At 68.4% G+C, this 25593-nt stretch carries 17 protein-coding genes; 9 read left to right on the forward strand and 8 right to left on the reverse strand.

Features of this window, described 5'->3' with window-relative positions:
- Nucleotides 1–34: 34 nt before the first annotated feature.
- The 3 genes from AC1DXX_RS18220 to glpD are packed head-to-tail and all read right to left on the reverse strand — an operon-like array spanning nt 35 to nt 3847.
- A complete protein-coding gene (locus AC1DXX_RS18220; RefSeq protein WP_478135607.1) occupies nt 35–1105 on the reverse strand; it encodes an ABC transporter ATP-binding protein in 1071 nt (356 codons plus the stop codon).
- Nucleotide 1106: 1 nt separating this feature from the next.
- A complete protein-coding gene (locus AC1DXX_RS18225; RefSeq protein ID WP_478135608.1) occupies nt 1107–2180 on the reverse strand; it encodes an ABC transporter ATP-binding protein in 1074 nt (357 codons plus the stop codon).
- A complete protein-coding gene (glpD, locus tag AC1DXX_RS18230) occupies nt 2180–3847 on the reverse strand; it encodes a glycerol-3-phosphate dehydrogenase (RefSeq protein ID WP_478135609.1) in 1668 nt (555 codons plus the stop codon). The genes AC1DXX_RS18225 and glpD overlap by 1 nt, the downstream gene beginning before the upstream one ends.
- A 121-nt stretch (nt 3848–3968) precedes the next feature.
- Here glpD and AC1DXX_RS18235 point away from each other — a divergent pair, with 121 nt between their 5' ends.
- Together AC1DXX_RS18235 and glpK are read left to right on the forward strand one after the other, a co-directional pair.
- Nucleotides 3969–4736, forward strand: coding sequence for a DeoR/GlpR family DNA-binding transcription regulator (locus tag AC1DXX_RS18235; RefSeq protein ID WP_478135610.1), 768 nt, complete (start codon nt 3969–3971; stop codon nt 4734–4736).
- A 398-nt stretch (nt 4737–5134) separates the two neighbouring features.
- Nucleotides 5135–6628, forward strand: a complete 1494-nt coding sequence (gene glpK, locus AC1DXX_RS18240) for a glycerol kinase GlpK (protein WP_478135611.1) — start codon at nt 5135–5137, stop codon at nt 6626–6628.
- A 75-nt stretch (nt 6629–6703) separates the two neighbouring features.
- Here glpK and AC1DXX_RS18245 read toward each other — a convergent pair whose 3' ends face one another.
- The 3 genes from AC1DXX_RS18245 to AC1DXX_RS18255 all read right to left on the reverse strand — a co-directional run bounded on the left by AC1DXX_RS18245 (nt 6704) and on the right by AC1DXX_RS18255 (nt 11787).
- The gene (locus tag AC1DXX_RS18245; protein WP_478135612.1) at nt 6704–7660 is read right to left on the reverse strand and encodes an alpha-E domain-containing protein; all 957 of its coding nucleotides are present in this window, start codon (nt 7658–7660) and stop codon (nt 6704–6706) included.
- Nucleotides 7661–7692: 32 nt separating this feature from the next.
- On the reverse strand, nt 7693–9204 hold the full coding sequence (locus AC1DXX_RS18250; RefSeq protein WP_478135613.1) for a circularly permuted type 2 ATP-grasp protein: 1512 nt from the start codon (nt 9202–9204) through the stop codon (nt 7693–7695).
- A gap of 129 nt (nt 9205–9333) precedes the next feature.
- Nucleotides 9334–11787, reverse strand: coding sequence for a DNA internalization-related competence protein ComEC/Rec2 (locus tag AC1DXX_RS18255; protein WP_478135614.1), 2454 nt, complete (start codon nt 11785–11787; stop codon nt 9334–9336).
- A gap of 141 nt (nt 11788–11928) precedes the next feature.
- Here AC1DXX_RS18255 and AC1DXX_RS18260 point away from each other — a divergent pair, with 141 nt between their 5' ends.
- The 5 genes from AC1DXX_RS18260 (at nt 11929) to AC1DXX_RS18280 (ending at nt 20639) form a co-directional block, all read left to right on the forward strand.
- Nucleotides 11929–15456, forward strand: coding sequence for a transglutaminase family protein (locus AC1DXX_RS18260; RefSeq protein ID WP_478135615.1), 3528 nt, complete (start codon nt 11929–11931; stop codon nt 15454–15456).
- Nucleotides 15457–15515: 59 nt separating this feature from the next.
- The gene (locus AC1DXX_RS18265; protein WP_478135616.1) at nt 15516–18245 is read left to right on the forward strand and encodes a circularly permuted type 2 ATP-grasp protein; all 2730 of its coding nucleotides are present in this window, start codon (nt 15516–15518) and stop codon (nt 18243–18245) included.
- 124 nt (nt 18246–18369) lie between these two features.
- On the forward strand, nt 18370–19191 hold the full coding sequence (locus tag AC1DXX_RS18270) for a basic amino acid ABC transporter substrate-binding protein (RefSeq protein WP_478135617.1): 822 nt from the start codon (nt 18370–18372) through the stop codon (nt 19189–19191).
- A gap of 15 nt (nt 19192–19206) precedes the next feature.
- The gene (locus AC1DXX_RS18275; protein ID WP_478135618.1) at nt 19207–20184 is read left to right on the forward strand and encodes a transglutaminase family protein; all 978 of its coding nucleotides are present in this window, start codon (nt 19207–19209) and stop codon (nt 20182–20184) included.
- Nucleotides 20181–20639, forward strand: a complete 459-nt coding sequence (locus AC1DXX_RS18280; RefSeq protein ID WP_478135619.1) for a RidA family protein — start codon at nt 20181–20183, stop codon at nt 20637–20639. The genes AC1DXX_RS18275 and AC1DXX_RS18280 overlap by 4 nt, the downstream gene beginning before the upstream one ends.
- A gap of 42 nt (nt 20640–20681) precedes the next feature.
- On the opposite strand, the gene AC1DXX_RS18285 is transcribed toward AC1DXX_RS18280, so the two are convergent.
- Nucleotides 20682–21908, reverse strand: coding sequence for an ABC transporter substrate-binding protein (locus tag AC1DXX_RS18285; RefSeq protein ID WP_478135620.1), 1227 nt, complete (start codon nt 21906–21908; stop codon nt 20682–20684).
- Between the two features lie 102 nt (nt 21909–22010).
- On the opposite strand from AC1DXX_RS18285, the gene AC1DXX_RS18290 reads away from it, so the two are divergent.
- Nucleotides 22011–23072 carry a sensor histidine kinase gene (locus tag AC1DXX_RS18290; RefSeq protein ID WP_478135621.1) on the forward strand — a complete coding sequence of 354 codons (1062 nt, stop codon included), beginning with the start codon at nt 22011–22013 and terminating at the stop codon, nt 23070–23072.
- Complete coding sequence (locus tag AC1DXX_RS18295) at nt 23069–23701, forward strand: response regulator (protein WP_478135622.1); 633 nt, start codon at nt 23069–23071, stop codon at nt 23699–23701. Before AC1DXX_RS18290 ends, AC1DXX_RS18295 begins: the two co-directional genes overlap by 4 nt.
- Before the next feature lie 5 nt (nt 23702–23706).
- Here the strand turns inward: AC1DXX_RS18295 and AC1DXX_RS18300 are convergent, their stop codons facing one another.
- Nucleotides 23707–25464 (reverse strand): carboxylesterase/lipase family protein, encoded by a 1758-nt coding sequence (locus AC1DXX_RS18300; protein ID WP_478135623.1) that lies wholly within the window; start codon nt 25462–25464, stop codon nt 23707–23709.
- Nucleotides 25465–25593: the final 129 nt, after the last annotated feature.

The following is a 25593-nucleotide window of genomic DNA, read 5'->3' on the forward strand; positions in this document are numbered from 1 at the left end:
GTGCGAGCTTGCTTGGGGCGGCCCTGCGCTGCGCTCATGCCACCAGCTCCTCGTCCTTGTAATAGCAGGTGTGGGTGTCCAGCACCCGCAGCCACACCGTGTCTCCCACGGCCGGCGGCCGCTCGTCCGAATGCAGCCGCACCTTGATCACGCTGCCATCGACCTGTGCACTCAGCATCGCGTGCGTGCCGACGTCCTGCACCTGCTTCACCACGGCCGGCACGGCACCGGCGGCGCCGGCGTTCGAGAGGCGCAGGTATTCGGGCCGGATGCCGATCTTGAGCGGTCCCTGCGGCAGCTCGCGCATCGGTACCAGCGGAGTGCCCGCCACTTCGAGCGCGCCGTTCTCGCTTTTCGCCGAAAGAAAGTTCATGCCCGGCGAACCGATGAAGTGGCCGACGAAGGTGTGGGCCGGCCGCTCGAACAGCGCCTCGGCGCTGCCCACCTGCACGGCCTTGCCGCGCGTCATCACCACCACCTCTTCGGCGAAGGTGAGCGCCTCGACCTGGTCGTGCGTCACGTAGATCAGCGTGAGCTTGAGCTCGCGGTGGATCTGCTTGAGCTTGCGGCGCAGCTGCCACTTGAGGTGCGGGTCGATCACCGTGAGCGGCTCGTCGAACAGCACGGCCGACACGTCGCTGCGCACCAGGCCGCGGCCCAGCGAGATCTTCTGCTTGGCATCGGCTGCGAGGCCCGCCGCGCGCTGGTTGAGCTGGCCGCTCATGTCGAGCATTTCGGCAATCTCGCCCACGCGCTTCTTGATCTGGTCTTCCGGCACCTTGCGGTTGCGCAGCGGGAACGCGAGGTTCTCGGCCACGGTCATGGTGTCGTAGATCACCGGGAACTGGAACACCTGCGCGATGTTGCGTTCCTGCGGCGTGGCGCGTGTCATGTCGCGGCCATCGAAGGTCACCGTGCCCTGCGAAGGCACGAGCAGGCCCGAGATGATGTTGAGCATGGTCGTCTTGCCGCAGCCCGAGGGGCCAAGCAAGGCGTAGGCGCCGCCATCGCGAAAGCTCATCTTCAGCGGCAGCAGCGCGTAGTCGCTGTCCTGCGCGGGGTTTGCGCGGTAGGCGTGGGCCAGGTCGAGATCGATGCGTGCCATCTCAGTTTCCTTTGCGCCATGCGGGCGCGAGCGCCAGCTTTTCGCTGGCATCGAACACATAGGCTTGCGATGCGCTGAAATACAGCGTGATCGAAGCGCCCAGCTCGAAGCGGTGCACACCGGTGAGCTGCGCCACCAGTTCGCCCACCGCGGTTTCAACGTGCACGAAGGTGTCGGAGCCCGAGATCTCGGCCAGCTCCACCTTGCCGGGCAAGGCGATGTCGCCCTCGCCCGCGCCCACGTTCAATGCACTCGCGCGCAGGCCGACGGTCACGGCGCCCGAAACGCTTTCGGGCAATGCCAGCGCCAGCGCAGGGCCACCCGCGAGTTGCACGCGGCCTGCCGTTGCGGTGCCGGCCAACAGGTTCATTGGCGGGTCGCTGAAGGCGCGCGCCACGCGCAGCGACTGCGGCGCATGGAACACCTCGGCGGTCCGCCCGTATTGCAGCAGCTCGCCCGCATCCATCACGGCCGTGTAGCCGCCCAGCAGCAGCGCCTCGCCGGGTTCGGTGGTCGCGTAGATCACGGTCGAATCGCCGGTGGCAAAGAGCTGGGTGAGCTCTTCGCGCAGGCCTTCGCGCAGCTTGTAGTCGAGGTTCACCAGCGGCTCGTCGAGCAGCATGAGCGGTGCGTTCTTGGCGAGCGCGCGCGCCAGCGCCACGCGCTGCTGCTGCCCGCCCGACAGCTCGGCCGGCAGGCGGTCGAGGAACATGCCGATGTGCAGCTTGTCGGCCAGTGCCTTCACCCGCGCATCGATGTTCTTCTCGCCGCGCAGCTTGAGCGGCGAGGCGATGTTGTCGGCCACCTTGAGCGAGGGATAGTTGATGAACTGCTGGTAGACCATCGCGACGTTGCGCTCGCGCACCGGCATGCCGGTCACGTCCTTGCCGTCCACCAGCACCTTGCCCGTGCTCGGCGTGTCAAGCCCCGCCATCAGCCGCATCAGGCTGGTCTTGCCGGCCTGCGTGGCGCCCAGCAGCACGGTCACCGCACCGCTCTTGGGTGCAATGCTCTGTTCGTAGAGCCATGTCTGCGCGCCGACCTTCTTGGTGACGCGCTCCAGTGTCAGCTGCATCAGCGCACCTCCTCTTCCATCTTGTCGTTCCTTGCGTTGGCCTGCAGCCAGATCGCAACCTGTTCGCGCTCGGCCGGCGTGTAGTGCAGGCCGAGCTTGGAGCGGCGCCAGAGCACGTCGTCCGAGCTCACGGCCCATTCGTGGTCCTGCAGGAAGCGCAGTTCGCGCTCATGCAGGTCGGGCGCCACGGCAGCCCCCAGATCGGCCAGCGACTTCGCATCGCCGAGCAGTTCCGACACCCGTGCGCCGTAGGCGCGCGCGAGCCGGCGCGCCAGCTTGCCGTAGAGCCACGGATACCTGGCTTGCACGGCCGACACGAAGCGCTCGAAATCGTCGTCGGGCCGCTTCGCAGCACCGATCCACGCCGACAGGTCGCCGCCGGCCAGGAAGGCACCGTCGGTCCAAGCGGGGCGCTGCGCATTCGACTGGCCCAGCATCTTGCCGACCTCGTCGGCCGCGTCTTCCGCGAGCTTGCGGAAGGTCGTGATCTTGCCGCCCCACACCGACAGCAGCGGCGCGGCCGTGGTGTTCGACTCGAGCATGTAGTCGCGCGTGACGGCCGAGGGGTCGCCCGACGCGTCGTCGAGCAGCGGGCGCACGCCCGAGTAGGTCCAGACCACATCGGCGGGCACGATGGCCTTCTCGAAATAGCGGCTCGCCTGCGTGCAGAGGTAGTCGATCTCTTCCTGGGCAATGCGTGCGGCGCCGGGGTCGTCGCCGTTGAGTTCGATGTCGGTGGTGCCGATCAGCGTGAACTCGTCCTGGTAGGGAATCGCGAAGATGATCCGCTTGTCGGGGTTCTGGAAGATGTAGGCGTGGTCGTGCTCGAACAGGCGCGGCACCACGATGTGGCTGCCCTTCACGAGCCGCAGGCTCTTGGTGGCGAGCGCCTCGCCCTTGGCCGATTGCGCCACGCCGCGCAGGAACGATTCGGCCCACGGGCCCGCGGCGTTGACCACGGCGCGGGCGCGCACGGTGCGCGTGCCCTGCGGGCCTGCGAGCGTGGCGGTCCAGCCGTCGGCGCCGCGCTGCGCATGGGTGCAGCGGGTGCGCGTGAGCACTTCGGCGCCGCGCGCCTGGGCATCGAGCGCGTTCAGCACCACGAGCCGCGCGTCGTCGACCCAGCCGTCCGAATAGACGAAGCCGCGCTTGTACTGGTCCTTGAGCGGCTTGCCGGCCGCATGCCTGCGCAGGTCGACGCTGCGCGAACCCGGCAGCACTTCGCGCCTGGCGAGGTGGTCGTACATGAACAGGCCGATGCGGATCATCCAGGCCGGCCGCATCGAAGGGTCGTGCGGCATCACGAAGCGCAGCGGCCACATGATGTGCGGCGCGCTCTTGAGCAGAACCTCGCGCTCCTGCAGCGCCTTGCGCACGAGCGAGAACTCGTAGTACTCCAGGTAGCGCAGTCCGCCGTGGATCAGCTTGGTGGACGAGGACGACGTGTGCGAGGCGAGGTCGTCCTTTTCGCACAGCACCACGCGCCAGCCGCGCCCGGCGAGGTCGCGCGCGATGCCGCAGCCGTTGATGCCGCCGCCGACGATCAGCACATCGCAATCGGTTGCCGGCGCAGGCGAATTGGAGGAGAAATCGCTCACAGGAAATGGGCCCGTTGAATCGTGACTTTGGTCACCGAAGGGCGCCATTGTATTTTCGGGTTTTTTCATTTGGATTCCTTTTAGCGCGATTTTCCCCCGAGTTTTCCCTTAGTTCGCTTCGTTTTCTTTCGCTTTAAAGTGACGCGCCCTGTACCCTCCCCACAGTCTTTACGCTCTCCACGACGCCCCTGTGAACTCCAATCCGCGCCAGATCAACCTCCTGGACACCGTGCGCACGCGCGGCTCCGTCACGGTCGAGCAACTCGCCGACATGCTGGGCGTGACGCTGCAGACCGTGCGGCGCGACGTGCAGCGGCTGGCCGACCAGGGCCTGCTGACGCGCTTTCACGGCGGCGTGCGCGTGCCCAGTTCGACCACCGAGAACATCGGCTACCAGCAGCGCGAAACCCTGCATGCCGAAGGCAAGGCGCGCATCGCCCGCCGCGTGGCCGAGCTGGTGCCCAACGACTGTTCGCTGATCCTCAATATCGGCACCACCACGGAGGCGATCGCCAAGGCGCTGCTGCGCCACACCGGGCTGCGCGTGATCACCAACAACCTGAACGTGGCGACCATCCTGAGCGGCAACACCTCGTGCGAAGTGATCGTGGCCGGCGGCTCGGTGCGCCCACGGGACCGCGCCATCGTGGGCGAGGCCACCATCGACTTCATCCGCCAGTTCAAGGTCGACATTGCGCTGATCGGCGTGTCGAGCATCGAGGCCGACGGGTCGCTGCGCGACTTCGACCTGCGCGAGGTGAAGGTGGCGCAAACCATCATTTCGCAGGCACGCGAGGTGTGGCTCGCGGCGGATGCGAGCAAGTTCAACCGGCCCGCGATGATCCAGCTGGGCACGCTGTCGCAGATCGACCGGCTGTTCACCGATGCGGAGCCGCCTGCGCCTTTTGCCGACCTGCTGCACGCTGCGCAGGTGCGCCTCGAGATTGCGCGCGATTGAATTGAAATGACGGCTTGTTTTTTTGTTCGTCGTCGCGTTGTGTTTGCCGTGCGCTATTCAGGGCGCGATCACGCCGACGGTGTACTCTGCTCCGCGAATGTCCCCCGGCGCGGCCTAGGGCCGCATGCCTCCTCCTTTATTTCGCTGCGCAGAGCACACCGCCAGCGTGATCGCTCAGAGCACTGGTTGATCGGCTCGCACAAGCGCTGCGTCCCTCGTGCACAGGGCACCGGGTGCTCCCCGCAGCGAAATAAAGGAGGAGCGAAGCGGGGGACATTCGCGGAGGGGAGCACCCGGTGTCCTGTGCACGCGCCCCGGACAACAGCGCCAAGAACAACAGCACCAAGAGCACAAGACAAGCCTCAACGCCTGATCAGACCCCGAGGAACACCCACCCCATGACCTACCTGCTAGCCCTCGACCAGGGCACCTCGAGCTCTCGCAGCATCGTGTTCGACCGCGAAGGCCACATCGTCGCCATCGCGCAGAAGGAGCTCACCCAGATCTACCCGCAGCCGGGCTGGGTCGAGCACGACCCGATGGAAATCTGGCGCAGCCAGATCGCCACCGCGCGCGAAGTGCTCGTCAAGGCGAAGCTGAAGCCCACCGACATCCACGCCATCGGCATCACCAACCAGCGCGAGACCACCGTGCTGTGGAACCGCAAGACCGGCCAGCCGGTGCACCACGCCATCGTCTGGCAGGACCGGCGCGCCGAACCGCTGTGCGCGCAGCTGCGCGAAGAAGGAATGACCGACACCATCCGCGAGAAGACCGGGCTGGTGATCGACGCGTACTTCTCCGGCACCAAGCTGCGCTGGCTGCTCGACAACGTGCCCGGCGCGCGCGCGCAGGCCGAGCGCGGCGAACTGGCCTTCGGCACGGTCGACAGCTGGCTCATGTGGCAGCTCACAGGCGGCAAAGTGCACGTGACCGACGTGAGCAACGCCTCGCGCACGATGCTGTTCAACGTGCACCGCAACGAATGGGACGCGGACCTGCTGAAGGCGCTCGATATTCCCGCTGCGCTGATGCCGACGGTGCAGCCGTCGAGCTCGCACTTCGCCGACACCGATGCCGCGCTGCTCGGCCACACGCTGCCCATCGGCGGCGTGGCGGGCGACCAGCAGAGCGCCCTCTTCGGCCAGGCCTGCTTCGAGGCCGGCATGGCCAAGAACACCTATGGCACCGGCTGCTTCCTGCTGATGCACACGGGCGGCGCGTTCCAGCCCTCGCACAACGGCCTGCTCGTGACCAGCGCCGCGCAGACCGACGCGAAACCGCAATACGCCATGGAAGGCAGCGTGTTCGTGGGCGGCGCCGTGGTGCAGTGGCTGCGCGACGGCCTCAAGGCCATCAAGGGCAGCGCCGAAGTGCAGTCGCTGGCCGAGAGCGTGCCCGATGCGGGCGGCGTGATGATGGTGCCGGCCTTCACCGGCCTCGGCGCGCCCTACTGGGATGCGGATGCGCGCGGCACCATCACCGGCCTGACGCGCGGCACCACGGTCGCGCACATCGCGCGCGCCGCACTCGAAAGCATCGCCTACCAGAGCGCCGCGCTGCTGCAGGCCATGAGCCGCGACGCGGTGGCCGCCGGCGGCAAGCCGGTGGCCGAGTTGCGCGTGGACGGCGGCGCGAGCGTGAATGACCTGCTGATGCAGTTCCAGGCCGACCTGCTGGGCATTCCGGTGGTGCGGCCCGAAGTGATCGAGACGACGGCCCTCGGTGCCGCCTACCTCGCGGGGTTGTCGACGGGCGTGTACAGCGATGCGCGCCAGCTCTCGAAGCTGTGGAAGGTGGAGCGCCGCTTCATGCCGACCATGGGCCGCGCGCAGGCCGAGGAATCGATGGCGCGCTGGGAGCGCGCCGTGCGGCAGGCCACGGCGACCTGAGACCTTGCGGGCAGATGCCCGAGTGCAATGTGCTGTGCGGGGCACCTGCCGCTGGCAGCCCTCGGGGGGATGGCCTCAGTGCGCGGGCACCAGAAAGTCCTGGCTGATCCGTCCGCCCAGCTCGTTCACCCGGTCGAGGAACTGCGTGAGGTACGCATGCAGCCCGGTCGCCAGGATCTCGTCGACCCTCGCGTACTGCAGGTCGGCCAGCAGCTTGCCGGCGCGCCGCTGCGTTTCGGCGCTCTGTTCGTTTTGCACCTTGGCGAGGTTGCTCACCACCTCGACCAGGCTGGCATGCAGCGAACGCGGCATGTCGGCGCGAAGGATCAGCAGTTCGGCCACGCGCTCGGGCTTGATCACGTCGCGGTACACCTTGCGGTAGACCTCGAAGGCCGAGACGCTGCGCAGGATCGCGCTCCAGTGATAGAAGTCGTACTCCTGGTCTTCCTCGGTGGCGGCGCCGAAGAACTCGCTGTTGAGGGCGTGGAACTTCACGTCCACCAGCCGCGCCGTGTTGTCGGCGCGTTCGAGGAAGGTGCCGAGGCGCGAGAAATGGAAGGCCTCGTCCTGCAGCATCGTGCCGAGCGTGACGCCGCGCGACAGGTGCGAGCGGAACTTGACCCATTCGAAGAACTGGCCGGGATCGCGTTCGAAATCGCCTGCGCGCAGCATGCGGTTGACCTCGAGCCAGGTGGTGTTCTGGGTTTCCCAGGCCTCGGTGGTCAGCGCTCCGCGCACGGCGCGTGCGTTTTCGCGCGCGGCCTTGAGGCAGGAGACGATCGACGAGGCATTGCTCTCGTCCTTGACCATGAACTCCATCACGTCGTTGGGCGTGATCTGGTCGTACTTCTTGTTGTACCAGGGCAGCAGCTCGCTGATGGAGAGCACGCCCTGCCAGCCGTACTTGGCGACTTCGGCGGACTGCGGCAGCAGCGAGGTCTGGTAGTTGACGTCGAGCATGCGCGCGGTGTTTTCCGCGCGCTCGGTGTAGCGCGACATCCAGTAGAGGTGATCGGCGGTGCGTGACAGCATCGTTTGTTCTCCTAGTTCCTTGCTTCTTGCACTCAGACCGACGGTGACGGGGTTTGGCTCTGGCTCTGCGACTGCGCCGCCTTGGGCTTGGACGTGCGGTCGGCTTCGAGAATCCAGGTGTCCTTGGTGCCGCCGCCCTGCGACGAGTTGACCACCAGCGAACCTTCCTTCAATGCCACGCGCGTGAGGCCGCCGGGCACCATCTGCACCTCGCTGCCCGAAAGCACGAAGGGGCGCAGGTCGATGTGGCGCGGTGCGATGCCGGCGTCGACGAAGGTCGGCGACGTCGACAGGCTCAGCGTGGGCTGCGCGATGTAGCCGTCGGGCTTGGCGATCACGGCCTTCTTGAAGTCCTCGATCTCGGCCTGCGTGGCGGCCGGGCCGATCAGCATCCCGTAGCCGCCGGCACCGTGCACTTCCTTGACGACCAGGTCCTTCATGTTGTCGAGCGTGTACTGCAGCTCGTCCTTGTTGCGGCACATGTAGGTCGGCACGTTCTTCAGGATCGGCTTTTCGCCGAGGTAGAACTCGACCATCTTCGGCACATAGGGGTAGATCGACTTGTCGTCGGCCACGCCGGTGCCGACTGCATTGCAGATCACGACGTTGCCTTCGCGGTAGGCGCGCATCAGGCCCGCGCAACCGAGCGTGGACGTGGGGCGGAACACCTCGGGGTCGAGGAAGTCGTCGTCGACGCGGCGGTAGATCACGTCGACGCGCCTCGGCCCGCGCGTGGTGCGCATGTAGACGAAGTTGTCCTTGACGAACAGGTCCTGGCCCTCGACCAGTTCGACGCCCATCTGCTGCGCGAGGAAGGCATGCTCGAAGTAGGCGCTGTTGTACATGCCGGGCGTGAGCACCACCACCGTGGGCTCGGCGGTGGCGGCCGGCGCGCTGGCGCGCAGGGTTTCGAGCAGCAGGTCGGGGTAGTGCGCCACGGGCGCGATGCGGTTCTGGTTGAACAGCTCGGGGAAGAGCCGCATCATCATCTTGCGGTTTTCGAGCATGTAGCTCACGCCGCTGGGCACCCGCAGGTTGTCTTCGAGCACGTAGTACTCGCCGTTGCCCTGGGCATCGGGGGCGCGCACGATGTCGATGCCCGAGATGTTGGAGTAGACGTTGTGCGGCACGCTCACGCCCATCATCTCGGGGCGGAACTGCGCGTTGTTCAGGATCTGCTCGGCCGGAATGATGCCGGCCTTGATGATTTCCTGGTCGTGATAAACGTCATGCAGGAAGCGGTTGAGCGCGGTGACGCGCTGCACCAGCCCCTTTTCCATGCTCTCCCACTCGTGGGCGGGAATGATGCGGGGCAGCAGGTCGAACGGGATGAGCCGCTCGGTGCCGGAGCCGTCCTCGTCCTTGGCGCCATACACCGCGAAGGTGATGCCGACCCGGCGGAAAATCATTTCCGCCTCTTCACGCCGCGAACGCATCACCTCACCGGGTTGCTTCGCGAGCCATTGGTCGTAGCGCTTGTAGTGCTGTCGGATTGCAGCCCCCGCGTAGGGCAACTGCTCATACATCTCATCGAATTTGTGCATGGAACGACCAATCTCCTTGAGCCATAGCTTAGCAAGTTCAGGGCCAGTAGAAGCCCTAGGATTGGGCCGACCCCGGTCTTTTTGATGTGCAGAGCGATTTTGGATGCCGTTCGAAGGGGATGCTGCCGCTCAGTCGCTCGACCGGCTTTCGGGCATGCGGTGCTGCCAGTAGCGCGCACGGCGTTCGCGCTCGCAGACCACGCCGCCGGGTTGGACACTCGTCCAGCGTGCAGCACCGCAATGGGCGCTGTCGATCACGCGCACGCCGCGCTCCGCATAGCGCGCCACCACCTCCTGCGCCGGGTGCCCGAAACGATTGCGATAGCCGGCCTGGACCAGCGCGATGCGCGGGTGCACGGCATCGAGGAACGGGGCGCTCGACGAGGTCTTGCTGCCATGGTGAGGCGCCAGCAGGACATCGGCCGCGAGCGGGCTGCCGCGCTGCACCAGTGCGCGCTCCTGGTCGCGCTCGATGTCGCCGGCCAGCAGCGCGGTCGCCCGGCCGTTGCCGATGCGCAGCACGCAAGAGATCGCATTCGGCCTGGCGCCTGCAAGATAGTCCGACGCGAGCGGATGCAGCAGCTCGAAGTGCACCCCGTCCCAGTCCCATTGCCGRCCGGCCTCGCAGACCTCGCCGGGGCGCTGCGCACGCAGCGGATGCTCGGCCTCGATCGAGCTGAGCAGCGCGGCCTGCGGCTGCATCGCAAGCACCGCGGGAGCGCCGCCGGTGTGGTCGATGTCCCGGTGGCTCAGCATCAGCATGTCGAGCCGCTCGTCGAAGGCTCGCAGCAGCGGGACGAGCACGCGGTGGCCGGCATCGCTTTCGAGGCTGTAGCGCGGCCCCGCGTCGTAGAGCAGGCTGTGCGTCGCCGTCCGCACCAGCACCGCGTTGCCTTGCCCGATGTCGGCTGCGAGCAGTTCGAACTCACCGGCTGCCGGCCGCGGCATCTGCCACAACAGCACCGGCAGCAACAGCGGCAGCCCGAGCGCGCGCACGGTCCATGGCAGCGGCATGGCGAGCAGCGCCCCGCCAGCCACGCCGCAGGCTGCCATCCACCAGGGCGGCGCAGCCATCGACAGCGTGGCGAAAGGCAACCCGGCGAACCATTGCAGCAGCACGGCAAGCGCCTGCACGGCCCAGGCCGCGACGTCCCACATCGGCGCCACGACCGCCCCCAGCATGACCAGCGGCGTGACCACCAGGGTGACCCATGGAATCGCGATCGCGTTGGCGATCAGGCCGACCAGCGACACCTGCTGGAACAGCAGCAGGCTGAGCGGCGTGAGTGCCAGCGTGATCACCCATTGCTCGCGAAAGAACAGGAGCAACCGGGTTGCAGCGCCCTTTTTCCTCCCGGCCGGCCCTGTCGAATCGGTGGCAAAGAGCACGCCCACCGCGACAAAGCTGAGCCAGAAGCCAGCCTGCATCAGGGCCCAGGGGTCGATCGCCACCACCACGGCGGCCGTCAGCAGCCAGACATGCGGCCACGGCCAGCGCCGCCCGGTCAGGCGCAGCAGCGCCACCGTCGCGAGCATCCAGACCGTGCGCTGCGAGGGCACGCCCCAGCCGCTGAAGAGTGCATAGAGCGTCGCGAGCAGCACACCGCCCGCCAGCGCAGCCTGTTGCGCCGGCAGGCGCAGCATCAACCGGCTGCTGCATCGCCACAGTGCGCCGACGGCATGCGCGGCGAGCCAGGCGAACATGGTGATGTGCAGCCCCGAGATCGACATGAGGTGCGCGACGCCGGTGGCCCGGAACACGTCCCAGTCGGCGCGGTCGATGGCGCCCTGGTCGCCCGTGAGCAGCGCAGCGATCACGCCCGCCTGCCGCCGGTCAAGTACGCGCTCGAACACCGCGTCGCGCACCGCCTCCCGCACGCGCTCGATGGGGTGCCGCCAGGTGGCAGCCAGGTGCTGGGGCGCCGCATCGCGCACGCCCGTGCGCACATAGCCGCTGGCATGCACGCCCTGCTCCCACAGCCACAGCTCGCTGTCGAAACCGTGCGGATTGAGATTGCCATGGGGCGCCCTGAGCCGCACCGTCATGCGCCATCGTTCGCCCGCATGCAATGCGCCGACGACGCTGGGAGAAGGTGCCCGCCCCTCGGGAGCGCGCCCCCACAGGCCGGTGTTCTCGCCATACCAGCCCAGCGCGATGCGCGACGGAACGGCCGGCGGCACCTCGTCCCGCGCGTCGGCCCATCGGGCCGACTCGACATCGAGATGAAACCGCGTTCCAGCCTCGTTGCGCTGCGGCATCTGCGGCACCACGCCGATCACCTGCAGGTCGCGCCCTTCGAGCGCAGGCGCCAGCGCGCCGCTCGCATAGGCCACGGCACGCCAGCCCGCCAGCCCGGCACCGGCCATTGCGCCGCAGACCAGCGCCGCGGCCAGCAGCAGCCGCCCGGACGTCCGCCGCCACCACAGCCCCGCCACGCCCGCAAACAGCAAGGCCGCGTAGGCACCGGCCTCCCACAACGCAGGCTGATGCAATTGCAACGCCGCGCCGAGCAGCGATCCGCCCAGCGCAGCAAAAGCCCACGGCCCGGCCGCAGCCGAGCCCGACGCCCGTGACGGCGTCACTGAACAACTCCACAACACATGATGCAAACCCTCCCCGGACTCGCGCTCGATGGCGCGTTAATTGCTTGGCATCTGGGCTAGTATGCGTCTCACAAGAGACATCTTTTCGATGCAATCTCGCAGTACTGCACATAAAAACGCATGTCCATTCACGCCGCTCTCCACCACGTCACCCACTACAAATACGACCGCCTGGTGCAGCTGGGCCCGCAGGTCGTGCGCTTGCGGCCCGCGCCGCATTGCCGCAGCAATGTGGTCTCGTACTCGCTGCGGGTCGAACCGGCCGAGCACTTCGTCAACTGGATGCAGGACCCGTTCGCCAACTACCAGGCACGGCTCGTGTTTCCCGAGAAGACGCGCGAATTCAAGGTCACCGTCGACCTCGTGGTCGAAATGGCGGTCTACAACCCCTTCGACTTCTTCCTCGAGCCGCAGGCCGAGAACTTTCCGTTCAAGTACACCGCCTCGCAGGCCGAAGAGCTCGCACCCTACCTCGTCACCGAAACGCCGACCCCGCTGCTGCAGGCCTACCTCGACAAGATCGAGCGCAAGGAACAGCGCACCATCGACTTCCTGGTCGGCATCAACCAGCAGGTCCAGAAGGACGTCAACTACCTGATCCGCATGGAGCCCGGCGTGCAGACGCCGGAAGAAACGCTCACCAGCGGCAGCGGCTCCTGCCGCGACTCGGGCTGGCTGCTGGTGCAGCTGCTGCGCCACATGGGCCTGGCCGCGCGTTTCGTCTCCGGCTACCTGATCCAGCTCACGCCCGACGTGAAGTCGCTCGACGGCCCGAGCGGCACCACGGTCGACTTCACCGACCTGCACGCCTGGTGCGAAGTGTTCCTGCCGGGCGCCGGCTGGATCGGCCTCGATGCCACCTCGGGCCTGATGGCCGGCGAAGGCCATATTCCGCTCGCCTGCACGCCCACGCCATCGAGCGCGGCGCCCATCGAGGGCGGCGTCGACGAATCCGAGGTCGAGTTCGGCCATGAAATGAAGGTCACGCGCATCTACGAATCGCCGCGCGTCACCAAGCCCTACACCGAAGAGCAGTGGTCCGAAGTGCTGGCGCTGGGCGATGCGGTCGATGCGCGCCTGAAGGCCGGCGACGTGCGCCTCACGATGGGCGGCGAGCCCACCTACGTGGCCACCAGCGACCGCGACGCGCCCGAGTGGAACACCGATGCGCTCGGCCCCACGAAGCGCGGCTACGCCACCGAACTGGTCCACAAGCTGCGCGCCGAGTACGGCCAGGGCGGCTTCCTGCACTTCGGACAGGGCAAGTGGTACCCGGGCGAGCAGTTGCCGCGCTGGGCCCTTTCGATCTTCTGGCGTGCCGACGGCCAGACGCTCTGGCACAACCCCGAACTCTTCGCCGACGAACGCGTGCCCACGCACTACACGAGCGAAGACGCGAGCCGCTTCACCACCGTGCTGGCCCACAAGCTCGGCCTGACCGAGCGCTACATCCAGCCCGGCTACGAAGACATCTACTACTACCTCTGGCGCGAGCGCCGCCTGCCGGTGAACGTCGACCCCTTCGAATCGAAGCTCGACGACGAACTCGAACGCGTGCGCCTGCGCCGCGTGTTCACGCAGAAGCTCGACGCGGTGATCGGCTACATGCTGCCCATCGAGCCCGGCAACGCGAACGGCGATGCGCCTGCGCTCGCGGGCCCGGCCTGGAAAACCGGCCCCTGGTTCCTGCGCGACGACCGCCTCTACCTGATCCCGGGCGACTCGCCCATGGGCTACCGCCTGCCGCTCGACTCGCAGCCGTGGGCCAGCAAGGGCGACTACCCCTACCTGATCGAACGCGACCCGACCGCGCCGCGCGGCGCCCTGCCGAGCGCTTCCGACTACCGCGCGCGCTACACCACGGACACCGGCGCATCCGGAACCGGCGACCTCGGCGCCGTGCCCTACGCCTTCGGCGCGCCGCCCGTGGTGCCTTCGGCGCTGCGCATGCAGAGCCCCGGCGATGCCGCGAGCGGCGACGCTGCTGCTGCAGCCGCAGCAGCCGCCGACGAAGCCACCACAACCACGACGCCTGCCACCCGCCAGCCCCTGCGCGGCGAATCGGCCCATTGGGTCACGCGCACCGCGCTGTGCGTCGAAGTGCGCGACCCGCGCCGCGCCAACGGCCCTTCGGCCGAGAAAAAGGGCAGCGCCTCGGGCGTGCTCTACGTCTTCATGCCGCCGCTCGCCCGCCTCGAGGACTACCTCGACCTCGTCGCGGCCGTCGAAGCCACCGCGCAGCAGCTCGGCATGCGCATCGTGATGGAAGGCTATCCGCCGCCGCGCGATCCGCGCCTCAAGATGCTGGCCGTCACCCCCGACCCGGGCGTGATCGAAGTCAACATCCATCCAGCGCACAACTGGAAGGAACTGGTCGCCCACACCGAGTTCCTCTACAACGCCGCGTTCGAAACCCGCCTCTCGGCCGAGAAGTTCATGACCGACGGCCGCCACACCGGCACCGGCGGCGGCAACCACTTCGTGATGGGCGGCGCCACTCCCGCCGACAGCCCCTTCCTGCGCCGGCCCGAGCTGCTCGCGAGYCTCCTGCTCTACTGGCACAACCATCCGTCGCTGAGCTACCTCTTCTCGGGCATGTTCATCGGCCCGACCAGCCAGGCGCCGCGGGTGGACGAAGCGCGCAACGACCAGGTCTACGAGCTCGAGATCGCCCTCCAGGAAATCGCGAAGAACCGCGAAATCTACGGCGCCAACATGCCCGCCTGGCTGGTGGACCGCACGCTGCGCAACATCCTGATCGACGTGTCGGGCAACACGCACCGCAGCGAGTTCTGCATCGACAAGCTCTACTCGCCCGATTCGAGCACCGGCCGCCTCGGACTGCTGGAGCTGCGCGCCTTCGAGATGCCGCCACATGCGCGCATGAGCATCGCGCAGCAGTTGCTGATCCGCGCATTGGTCGCCCGCTTCTGGGACGAGCCCTACAAGGCCCCCGTCACCCGCTGGGGCACCGAGCTGCACGACCGCTTCCTGCTGCCGACCTTCGTCAAGATGGATTTCGACGACGTCATCAGCGAGATGCGCCAAGCCGGCTTTGCCTTCGACCCCGACTGGTTCGCACCGCACTTCGAGTTCCGCTTCCCGCTGGTCGGCCAGATGCAGGCGATGGGCGTGGAGCTGTCGCTGCGCAACGCGCTCGAACCCTGGCATGTGATGGGCGAGGAAGGCTCGGCCGGCGGCACCGTGCGCTATGTCGATTCGTCGCTCGAACGCATCGAGGTGCGCGTGACCGGCCTCAACGAGAGCCGCCACGTGATCACCGTCAACGGCAAGGTACTGCCGCTGCAGCCCACCGGCACCACTGGCGAATTCGTTGCGGGCGTGCGCTACAAGGCCTGGAACCCACCTTCGGCGCTGCACCCGAGCATCGGCGCCCATGCGCCTCTGACCTTCGACCTGGTCGACACCTGGATGAAGCGCTCGCTGGGCGGCTGCCAGTACTTCGTGGCCCATCCGGGCGGACGCAACTACGACACCTTCCCGGTCAACGCCTACGAGGCCGAAAGCCGCCGTCATTCGCGCTTCACCCGCATGGGCCACACCCCCGGCCTGATGCGCACGCCCCCGGCCACCATCGAGCTGCCGGGCAGCCGCGAATTCCCGTTCACGCTGGACTTGCGCCGATAAGGGGATCCCTAGCACATTGCCCGAGCGGACACCCGTGACGGCAGTGTGACAATCCCCCTGTGGAACCTTTGAACGAATCCCTGTTCGACGCCCAGGCACTGGAATCTCCAGCGGCCCTGGCGTCGGCGCTCGCACCGGCAGCCATGCCGGGCCATTACGACGAACTGCGCGGCCAGGCCACGGCGGCGCCTGCGCGGCCGACTCCCGGCGCGGCGCCGGCCCCCGCGCCCGCCCCGCTGCTGTACGACGCCTCGGCAGAAYGGCCCGCGGGCACGCAGTCCCAGTCCCAGTCTCAAACCCAGTCGCAGCAACAGACGTCGTCCAGCGACAAGCCACCGCTCACCCCCGCCTGGAACGCCTTCTTCGAACAGCTCGGCCCCGACGGCTTCGGCGACCTGCCGCGCCGCGCGGTCAGCCTGGAACGCCAGATCCGCGACAACGGCGTCACCTACAACGTCTACGCCGATGCCAACGGCCCACAGCGGCCCTGGTCGCTCGACCTGTTCCCCTTGATCGTCTCGCCCGAGAGCTGGAGCCAGATCGAGGCCGGCGTGCTGCAGCGCGTGCGCGTGCTCGACCGGGTCATGGCCGACGTCTACGGCCCGCAGCAGCTGCTGGCCGAGGGCCTGCTGCCGCCGGCGCTGGTGCGCGGCCATCCGGGCTATCTGCGCGCGCTGCACGGCGTCAAGCCGCCGGGCGACACGTGGCTGCACATCGCGGCCTTCGACCTCGCGCGCGGCCCCGACGGCAACTGGTGGGTGGTGTCGCAGCGCACCCAGGCGCCCTCGGGCCTCGGTTATCTGCTGGAAAACCGGCTGGCCATCACGCGGCAGTTCCCGCAGGCCTTCGAGGCCCTGCAGGTGCAGCGCCTCGCCGCCACCTATAGCGCCATGATGGAGGGCCTGCAGCAGATGTGCCCGGCCGGCGTGCCGCCCCACATCGCGCTGCTGACGCCCGGCCCGTACAACGAGACCTATTTCGAGCACGCCTACCTCGCGCGCTACCTCGGCCTGACGCTGGTCGAAGGCAACGACCTCACGGTGCGCGACCAGCGGCTCTACCTCAAGACGCTGCAGGGCCTGCGCCCGGTGCACGGCCTCATCAAGCGGCTCGACGACCAGTTCCTCGACCCGCTGGAGCTGCGCCCCGATTCCACGCTCGGCGTGCCGGGGCTGCTGCAGGCCATTCGCGCCGGCAACGTGCTGGTGGCCAACATGCCCGGCTCGGCGTTTCTCGAATCGCCCGCGCTGCTCGGCTTCCTGCCGGGCCTCGCGCGCCGGCTGATCGGCGAAAAGCTCAAGCTGCCGGCACTCCCCACCTGGTGGTGCGGCGAACGCGCCGCGCTCGAAGCGGTGCTGCCGCAGCTCGGCGACTGCGCCATCAAGCCCACCTACCCCGGCTTCGATGGCCACGCCAGCTTCGACGCGGTGCTCGGCAGCCAGCTCGGCCGCCGCGAGCTGGACGAATGGGCCGGCCGCATCGTGCGCGAAGGCGACGCCCACACCGTGCAGAGCTACCTGCCGCTGTCGCAGATGCCCACCTGGGCCAGCGACCTCGGCCCCGGCCACATCGCGCCGCGAGCGGTGCTGCTGCGGGTGTTCGCGGTGAGCGATGGCGCGCAGTCGTGGCGGGTGCTGCCCGGCGGACTGGCCCGCCTCGCGGGTGCCAATGCGCAGATCGCCTCGATGCAGCGCGGCGGCAGCAGCGCCGATGTCTGGGTGCAGACGCACGGCGAGGTCGACCGCACCACGCTGCTGCATCCCCATACCACGCCAGCCTCGCTCGCACGGCACCGCGCGCCGGTCACCAGCCGTGCCGCGGAGAACATGTTCTGGCTCGGCCGCTACACCGAGCGCGCCGAGAACGCGGTGCGCCTTGCCCGGCTCACGCTCAACCTGCTCGGCGGCGAAGACCAGTCGTCGCGCCCGTTGCTCGAATGGCTGCACCGCATGGCGCTGCGCAATGCGCTGGTGCCGGCCGAGGTGCCGAGCGCGCCGAAGTCGCGCCGCGTTTTCGAACGCGCGCTGGTTGCCGAACTCGGCGACGTCGACAAGGGCGGCAGCGTCGGCTACAGCCTGCGCTGCATTCGCCAGGCCGCCGCCGCGGTGCGCGAGCGCCTCTCGCAGGACAACTGGAACCAGATCGTGCGCGCCGAGGCCGACTTTCTGCGGCGTGCAGCCGAGCAAGCCGGCGAAGGCAGCTTCGCCACCAGCGCCGCCTTGCGCGCCCTCGAATCCGCCAGCACCGCGCTGGCCGCCATGACGGGCGCACAGACCGACCGCATGACGCGCGACGACGCCTGGCGCCTTCTCTCCATCGGCCGCCACATCGAGCGCCTGGGCTTCCTGTCGAACGCGCTGGAAGCCGGCTTCGACAACGGTGCCGTGCACGAGATCAGCGGCTTCGAGGCGATGGTGGCGCTGTTCGACAGCACCATCACCTTCCATGCGCGCTACCAGCAGCGCCGCGACGTCGCCACGCTGGTCGACCTGCTGGTGCTCGACGCCGAGAACCCGCGCTCGCTCGCCTGGGTCACGCAGACGCTGCGCGGGCGCATCGCGCGGCTCGCCGGCAGCGCGCCCGGCAAGCTCACCGCGCTGTCCTACGAACTGCCCGATCCGGCCGCCTGGACGCTCGAGCACCTGTGCGCCACCGGGCCCGACGGGAACCACCCCGCACTGGTCCAGCTGCTCGCCAACTGCGAGACGGCGGCCTACCATGTGTCGGACGCCATCGGCACACGCTACTTCACGCTCACCTCCGAATCGCTCCGCTCCGTCGGCGCTTGAATAGGCTCTCCCCCATGCTTCGCGCACTTCGTGTCGCTTCGCACTCCCCCTCGCCGGGGGCAACGCCTGCAGCCCGGCGGAGCCGGTTCTGCGGCGTTCCACAATGAATTCAAGGAGGCCCCACATGCGCCACGACATCGTCCATCGCCGCTTCACGCTGACCATTGCCGGCCTTCTCGTCGGCCTCGCGCTGGCCGGCTGCGGCAAGCAGGAACCTGCGGCGCCCGCCACCGCTGCAGCCCCGCCTGCACCAGCCGCCGCCCGCGTGCTGGTGGTCGGCACCGACGCCGCCTACACGCCCTTCGAATCGCAGAACGAAAAGGGCGAGATCGTGGGCTTCGACATCGACGTGGTGAAGGCCATCGCCCAGAAGGCCGGCATCGAGGTGAAGTTCGTCAACACGCCGTGGGAAGGCATCTTCAATTCACTCGACCAGGGCGACCGCGACCTGCTGGTGTCGGCCATCACCATCACGGACGAGCGCCGCCAGACCATGGATTTCTCGAAGCCCTACTTCGACGCCAGGCAGTTGATCGCGGTCAGGAACGACTCGCCGGTCGCCAGGTTCGACGACATCAAGACCCTGAAGGTCGGCGTGCAGAACGGCACCACCGGCGACGAAGTGGTGGGCAAGCTGCTGGGCAAGTCCAGCACCAGCGTCAAGCGCTTCGAGTCCACCCCGCTCGCGCTGAAAGAGCTGGAAGCCGGCGGCGTGCAGGCCGTGGTGGCCGACAACGGCGTGGTGGTGCACTACCTCGCCAACAATTCCGGCGGCGGCTTCAAGACCGTGAGCGACCCGGGCTTTCCGGTGGAGCACTACGGCATCGCGGTGAAGAGAGGCAATGCCGAGCTGCTCGCCAGGATCGACAAGGGCCTCGAGGACATCAAGGCCGACGGCAGCTACGCCAGGATCTACGCCGCGCACTTCGGCGCCGGGTCGAAGTAACAGGCCGGCATCACCATGCTGCTCCACGTCACCCACGAAACCCGCTACGAGTACGCACCGCCGGTCGAGACGGCGCAGCACCTGGCCCACCTGAAGCCGCTGGCCACCGATTCGCAGCGGCTCGTGAGCCACAAGCTCGTGATCGATCCGGCACCCGCGCAGCGCAGCGAACTGCCCGATCTCTACGGCAACACCCGCGCCTTCTTCGCGCTCGAGGCCACGCACGGCAGGCTGGTCGTCACGGCCGAGAGCGTGGTCGAGACCTCCACGCCGGTGCTCTCGCCGGCCGTGGCCCGCGACCTGCCCTGGGAGGCCGTGCGCGAACGCTTCCGTTTCCGCAAGGACGCCACCTTCGATGCGGCCTCCGAATTCGTCTTTCCCTCGCCCTATGTGCCGCGCCACGACGACTTCGCCGCCTACGCACGCGCCAGCTTCGCGCCCGAGCGCCCCACCTTCGACGTGGCGATGGACCTCACCGAGCGCATGTACCGCGACTTCGCCTACGACGCCGACAGCACCGAGATCAACACACCGGCCGTCGAAGCGCTCGCCCAGCGCAAGGGCGTCTGCCAGGACTTCGCCCACATTATGATCGCCTGCTTCCGCACGCTGGGCCTGCCGGCGCGCTACGTGAGCGGCTACCTGCTGACGCAGCCCCCGCCGGGCCAGCCGCGGCTCGTCGGCGCCGATGCCTCGCACGCCTGGGTGTCGGTGTACCTGCCCGGTCACGGCGACGGCGAGGGCGATGGCCCCGAAAGCGCCGGCGGCTGGGCCGACTTCGACCCCACCAACGGCCGCCAGCCGGGCGAAGACTACGTCACGCTCGCGATCGGCCGCGACTACTCCGACGTATCGCCGATGCGCGGCGTACTCCATGGCGGCGCACGGCACACGCTCAACGTCGGTGTGACCGTGCAGCCCGTGGGGGAAGTGGTCGAAGGGCTGCCACAAAGCCAGACACAATCGACACCCCAAGACAAGGAGTCTCCATGAGCGTTTACGACAAACTTTCCAGCCTCGGCATCACCCTGCCCCCGGTGGCCGCCCCCGCAGCCGCCTACGTGCCTTTCGTGCAGACCGGCAACCTCGTGTTCCTGTCGGGCCACATCGCCAAGAAGGACGGCAAGGTCTGGGCCGGCCAGCTCGGCGCCGGCATTGGCACCGAGGAAGGCAAGCAGGCCGCACGCGCCATCGCCATCGACCTGCTGGGCACGCTGCACGCGGCCGTGGGCGACCTCAACAAGGTCAAGCGCATCGTCAAGGTGATGAGCCTGGTGAACTCGGTCGGCACCTTCACCGAGCAGCACCTGGTGACCAACGGCGCGAGCGAATTCTTCGCCGAAGTCTTCGGCCCCGAAAAGGGCGCGCATGCACGCAGCGCCTTCGGCGTGGCGCAGATTCCGATGGGCGCCTGCGTCGAGATCGAGCTGATCGCCGAAATCGGCTGATCCTTTTTCTCCTTCTCTCCCCGCCCGCTCCCGCCGGGCGGCTCAGTGGATGAGCCGCCCGCCGCTGCCGATCATCGACAGCGTCACCGGATGCGGGCGCACCCCGGGGTCTTCGCCGCCCGACACCGGAATGCCCTCGATCTCGCGCAGCAGCATCAGCTTCATGGCGTCCTGCATCGAGCGGCGCGGCGAGGCGGCGAACGCCGTGCGCGCCGCTTCCACCATGACCATCGCCGCCACGTAGCCTTCGAGCGAGAAGTAGCTGAACTCGTCCCTGCCCATGTGGCTGCGCATGTCCTGCTGGTAGCGCTGCACCAGCGGCGAAGTCGCCAGGCGCGGATTGGGCATGACCTGCGAGATCACGGTGCCGCGCGCCGCCGGCCCCACGCTCTTCGCGAGCGCCTCGCCGTTGACGATCGACAGCATGTACGGCGTCGGCCGCGTGAGGCCGCTGCCGCCTCCTTCGGTCGCGAGGCCCGACAGCAGCTTCACGCCGCAGGGCGTCACGCACAACGCGAAAAGCGCGTCGGGCCGCGCCGCGCGCACGCTGGCGGCCAAGGCAGCGCCGTCCATCTCCGCCAGCGCCACGCCCTGTTGTCCCACCAGTTCGATGCCGGCACCGCGCAGCGCGCTTTCGAGCGCCGCGAAGGCATCGCGCCCCAGCCCGTCGTCCTGCCAGACCGCGAACGCGCGCCGCTGCCGCACCGACACCGCCTGCGCGACCAGTTGCCGCACCTCATCGGCATAGCTCGCGCGCAGGTGATAGATGAGCGCGCGCTGCGCACCGTGCAGCACCGAGGCGCCGGTCATGGCGCCGATCAGCGGCGTGCCCGCCTCGCGCATCGTCGGGTAGGCGGCGTCGATGTGCGAGGTACCCGCCGACAGCCCCAACGCGTCAACCTTGTCCTGCACCACGAGCCGCCGGATGTTCTGCGTGTGGCGCTCCACCGAGTAGCCGTCGTCCAGCGCGCGCCACACCAGCCGGTGCCGCCCGAGCAGGCCGTCGCGCTGCGCGCGCGCCAGGTAGGCGTCGATGCCGTCCTTCACGTTGCGCCCGGCCTCGCCGAGCGGGCCGCTCAGCGGCAGCGACTGCCCCACCACGATCTCGTCGGCCCGGCCCGGCAGGCCGAGGAACAAGAGACCCAGAAGCAGAAGCCAGCGGCGGTACATCGTCGTGTCGTCCTTGCCGGGCGCGCCGGCGGTGGGGCTGCCTGAAAGCAGGCGGGCCCCGATCCTGGCGGCACGCCACGCGTGCCGGCCATCGGACATTTCCGGCCAACGCTACGGGGAACCCTGCTGCTCGCAAACCCTCGGCCCCGGGCCGCGCGGCGCGGCCTGCGACCTATCATGCAGCGCGCCACCGCCCACCCCATGACCGATCCCGCCCAAGAGCGCCTGCCGGACATTCCCTTCGACACCATCGTCGAACAGATGGTCGCGGGCATCTACGTGATCCAGGACGACCGCTTCGTCTACTGCAACGCGACCTGGGCCGGCATCGCGGGCTACACGGCGGAAGAAGCGACCGGCATGTCGCTCGCGCAGATCGTGCCGCCGGACTTCCTGGAGGTGGTGCGCTCGCGCATCCGCGCCCGGCTGGAGGGGCAGCCGCCGAGCATGCACTTCATCACGCGCGGCCTGCACCGCGACGGCCGCGTGCGCTTCGTGGAAGTGCACGGCTCGCGCATCACCTACCGGGGACGGCCAGCCGTGATGGGCGTGGGCGTCGACGTGACCGACCGCGTGCGCGGCGAGGAAGAACGCCAGCGCTCGCGCGAGCGGTTGCAGGCCCTGGCCGCCTACACCGCGAACAAGCTCGAGGAACAGCGGCTGGCGCTTGCGCGCGACGTGCACGACGTGCTCGGTGGCATGCTGACCTCGATCAAGATGGACGCCACGCGCATCCAGCGCCGCGCCGACAACCCCGAGGTGCAGGCGCTGACGCAGGGCCTGATCGCGCTCACGCAGCAGACCATCGACACGGTGAAGCAGATCTCCGAAGCGTTGCGCCCGAGCGCGCTCGACCATCTCGACCTGTCCGTTGCGCTGGCGAACGAGCTGCAGGCCTTCACGCGCCGATCGGGCGTGCCGCACGCGCTGGACGCCGACGCCCCGGCGTTGCGGCTCGCGCCCCGGCACGCGACGGCGGTCTACCGCATCTTCCAGGAAGGCCTGACGAACGTCTCGCGCCACTCGAAGGCACGACGCGTGAACGTGCGGCTGCGCGTGGAAGACGGCCGCCTCCAGCTCGCGCTGCACGACGACGGCTGCGGCTTCGACCCCGATGCGCCCGAGGGCAGCGCGCTCGGCCTGCTGAGCATGCGCGAACGCGCGCGCGAGATCGGCGGCGAGCTGCACATCCATTCGGCGCCCGGCGCGGGCACGCGGCTCCTGCTGAGCGTCCCGCTGCACCAGGAGCCCCGCCCCGCATGATCGACATCCTGATGGTCGACGACCACACGATCTTCCGCTCCGGGCTGCAGCGCCTGCTGCTCGACGAGACCGACCTGCGCACCACCGCCGAGGCCGGCAACGGCGCCGAGGCGCTCGCGCTGGTGCGCCAGCGCCGCTTCGACGTGGTGCTGCTCGACATCAACATGGAAGGCCGCAACGGCCTGGAGGTGCTGGCCTCGATCCGCGCGGCGCAGCCCGCGCTGCCGGTGCTGATGCTGTCGATGTACGCCGAGGAGCAGTACGCGCTGGTCGCCATCCAGGCCGGGGCGCGCGGCTACATCGCGAAAGATGCGGAGCCGGCCGAGCTGGTGCGCGCGATCCGCTGCGTGGCGGCCGGTCGCCAGTACCTGAGCGCGCGTGCCGCCTCGCAGGTCAGCGGCCAGCTCGAAGGCCGCGACGACCGCCCGGCCCACCAGCGGCTCACGGTGCGCGAGCACCAGATCATGCTGATGATGCTGAAGGGCCTGTCGCTCACGGCGATAGGCGACGAGATGCTCATCAGCGTGAAGACCGTGAGCACGCACCGCACGAACATCCTCGACAAGCTCGGCGTGGCCAGCACGGCCGAGCTGGTGCTCTATGCCGTGCGCCACGGCCTCATCCAGTAGGCCGCTCAGCGCACCCCGCCGCGCAGCGGATCGACCGACGCCGGCAGGCTGTTGAAGTCGATCTGCTGCATCAGGAAATCGCGCTGCTGCGGCGACAGCAGCGTGTAGCGCGGCCAGAAGAACAGATAGTCGTCCGGCGACATGCGCGGCTGGTTGTCGAAGATCATCCGCTTGCTGCACAACAGGCAGACGAAGTTGGTCCAGTTGTTCCAGGGCGTCTTGCCGTCGAACAGCCGGCTCGGTGCGCCGTAGCGGGCGAAGGTGGCGGTGTAGTCGATGAACTTGTCGGACAGCGCCTTGCGGCTGCCCGCGTTCGACGCGCTCCAGGCGAAGCGCATGAAGTTCGGCTCGTCGGTCACGAAGTTGCCGAACAGCGCGGCCACGTCGATGCCGTGGAAGGCGCCGAAAGTGTCCTTCCAGGGCTGGGGCGTGTCGTCCCAGTTGTAGTTGTAGCGGTAGATGTCGCCGTTCTGCAGACGCAGCACGCGGATGACGTTGTCGAGCACGTTGTCGATCGCGTAGGTCAGCACCTCGTGCGTCTGCGTGTAGATCGGCTGGAATTCCGGCTTGATGAGCTGGTTGAAGGTCACGCTGCCGGGCGGCGCGAAGTTGGCCAGGTTCCAGAGTTCGGCCTGTGTCGGCTGGCCCATGCCGAACAGGAACGCGAAGTACGAGCCCTCGTCGTGCGTCGAACCGATCATCAGCGGCATCTTGTTGTAGTTGCCCGCGAGCAGGCCGGGCAGCCCGCTCGCGCGAATCACCGTACCGTCGGTGAAATGCCCCGGCACCACCGGGCTCGGCGTGAACTTCATGATCTGCGCCGCCGTCGCATTGCGCAACAGCGAGGCGATATCGCCCTGGCTCATCGTCGCGCGCTGCGCGGCGGCCTGCGCCGTGGTGGAGGCGCGGCCGGTGTCGACCAGCAGGCTGTCGATCAGCGACTCGGCCGCCAGTGTGCCCACCAGCGGCGGGTAGGCGTTCGGCACGCCCGACATGCACACCGCGCGATGGAACTTGCCGTCGGCCAGCGGCGACTGCAGCAACCCCCAGGTGTTGATGCAGCCGGCCGACTGCCCCGCCACCGTCACCTGCCCCGGATTGCCGCCGAAGGCGCGGGCATTGGCCCTCACCCAGTCGAGCGCGCGCACGAGGTCGAGCGTGGTGAAGTTGCCCGAGTCGTCCAGCGCATTGCCGGTCTTCATCGCCGGGTGGTTGAGCCAGCCCAGCATGCCCATGCGGTACTGCACTGTCACCACCACCATGTTGGCCCGCTGCGCAAGGTAGGCGCCGTCGTACAGGGGCTCGCGCGCCGACCCCTTGGTGTTGCTGCCGCCGTGGATCCAGAAGAACACCGGCAGATTCTCGGTGCTGGAGTTCGGGCGCCAGACGTTCAGGTACAGGCAGTCCTCAGTGCCCACGGGTTGGCCGAAGGTGGCCGGGTCGGGCTCGCCGAAGGGGTTGCCGACCTGCGCGCACATGCCCGCCAGCGTGGTGGCGGCACGCGAGCCGCTCCACGGCACCGGCGGCTGCGGCGCGCGCCAGCGCAGGTTGCCGACCGGCGGCTGCGCGAAGGGAATGCCCAGGAAGGCATGCGTGTTGTTGGCGGCAGCCTTGCCGTAGATCTGGCCGGCGTCGAGCGTGCGGGTCAGGCTCTGGTTGTAGGCCGCCAGCGCCGCTGGTGCCGCGAGCATCGCGAGCGCCCACAGGACCGTGGTGCGAAGCAGCAGGCGAAAGAGGCCTGGGAGGGAGCGGGAGCGATGCATGGTGGTTGTCTCCTCGAGGTGGATGCGGCGAGCTCTGACGGCCCTGGTCATGCATCGATTCTCGTGAGCCCCTTGCACCGCGCGCCTCGGTGTCATCGCAGGGGAGCGGCAAGAATTCTCCGATTGACA

The sequence above is a fragment of the Variovorax sp. P4_B10 genome (genome assembly GCF_056402375.1).

What these genes read in the sequence shown, in the direction of transcription:
- AC1DXX_RS18220 (WP_478135607.1), bottom strand. Translation starts at nt 1,105, where the DNA reads ATGGCACGCATCGATCTCGACCTGGCCCACGCCTACCGCGCAAACCCC.
- AC1DXX_RS18225 (WP_478135608.1), bottom strand. Translation starts at nt 2,180, where the DNA reads ATGCAGCTGACACTGGAGCGCGTCACCAAGAAGGTCGGCGCGCAGACA.
- glpD (WP_478135609.1), bottom strand. Translation starts at nt 3,847, where the DNA reads ATGAAAAAACCCGAAAATACAATGGCGCCCTTCGGTGACCAAAGTCAC.
- glpK (WP_478135611.1), top strand. Translation starts at nt 5,135, where the DNA reads ATGACCTACCTGCTAGCCCTCGACCAGGGCACCTCGAGCTCTCGCAGC.
- AC1DXX_RS18245 (WP_478135612.1), bottom strand. Translation starts at nt 7,660, where the DNA reads ATGCTGTCACGCACCGCCGATCACCTCTACTGGATGTCGCGCTACACC.
- AC1DXX_RS18250 (WP_478135613.1), bottom strand. Translation starts at nt 9,204, where the DNA reads ATGCACAAATTCGATGAGATGTATGAGCAGTTGCCCTACGCGGGGGCT.
- AC1DXX_RS18270 (WP_478135617.1), top strand. Translation starts at nt 18,370, where the DNA reads ATGCGCCACGACATCGTCCATCGCCGCTTCACGCTGACCATTGCCGGC.
- AC1DXX_RS18275 (WP_478135618.1), top strand. Translation starts at nt 19,207, where the DNA reads ATGCTGCTCCACGTCACCCACGAAACCCGCTACGAGTACGCACCGCCG.
- AC1DXX_RS18280 (WP_478135619.1), top strand. Translation starts at nt 20,181, where the DNA reads ATGAGCGTTTACGACAAACTTTCCAGCCTCGGCATCACCCTGCCCCCG.
- AC1DXX_RS18285 (WP_478135620.1), bottom strand. Translation starts at nt 21,908, where the DNA reads ATGTCCGATGGCCGGCACGCGTGGCGTGCCGCCAGGATCGGGGCCCGC.
- AC1DXX_RS18290 (WP_478135621.1), top strand. Translation starts at nt 22,011, where the DNA reads ATGACCGATCCCGCCCAAGAGCGCCTGCCGGACATTCCCTTCGACACC.
- AC1DXX_RS18295 (WP_478135622.1), top strand. Translation starts at nt 23,069, where the DNA reads ATGATCGACATCCTGATGGTCGACGACCACACGATCTTCCGCTCCGGG.
- AC1DXX_RS18300 (WP_478135623.1), bottom strand. Translation starts at nt 25,464, where the DNA reads ATGCATCGCTCCCGCTCCCTCCCAGGCCTCTTTCGCCTGCTGCTTCGC.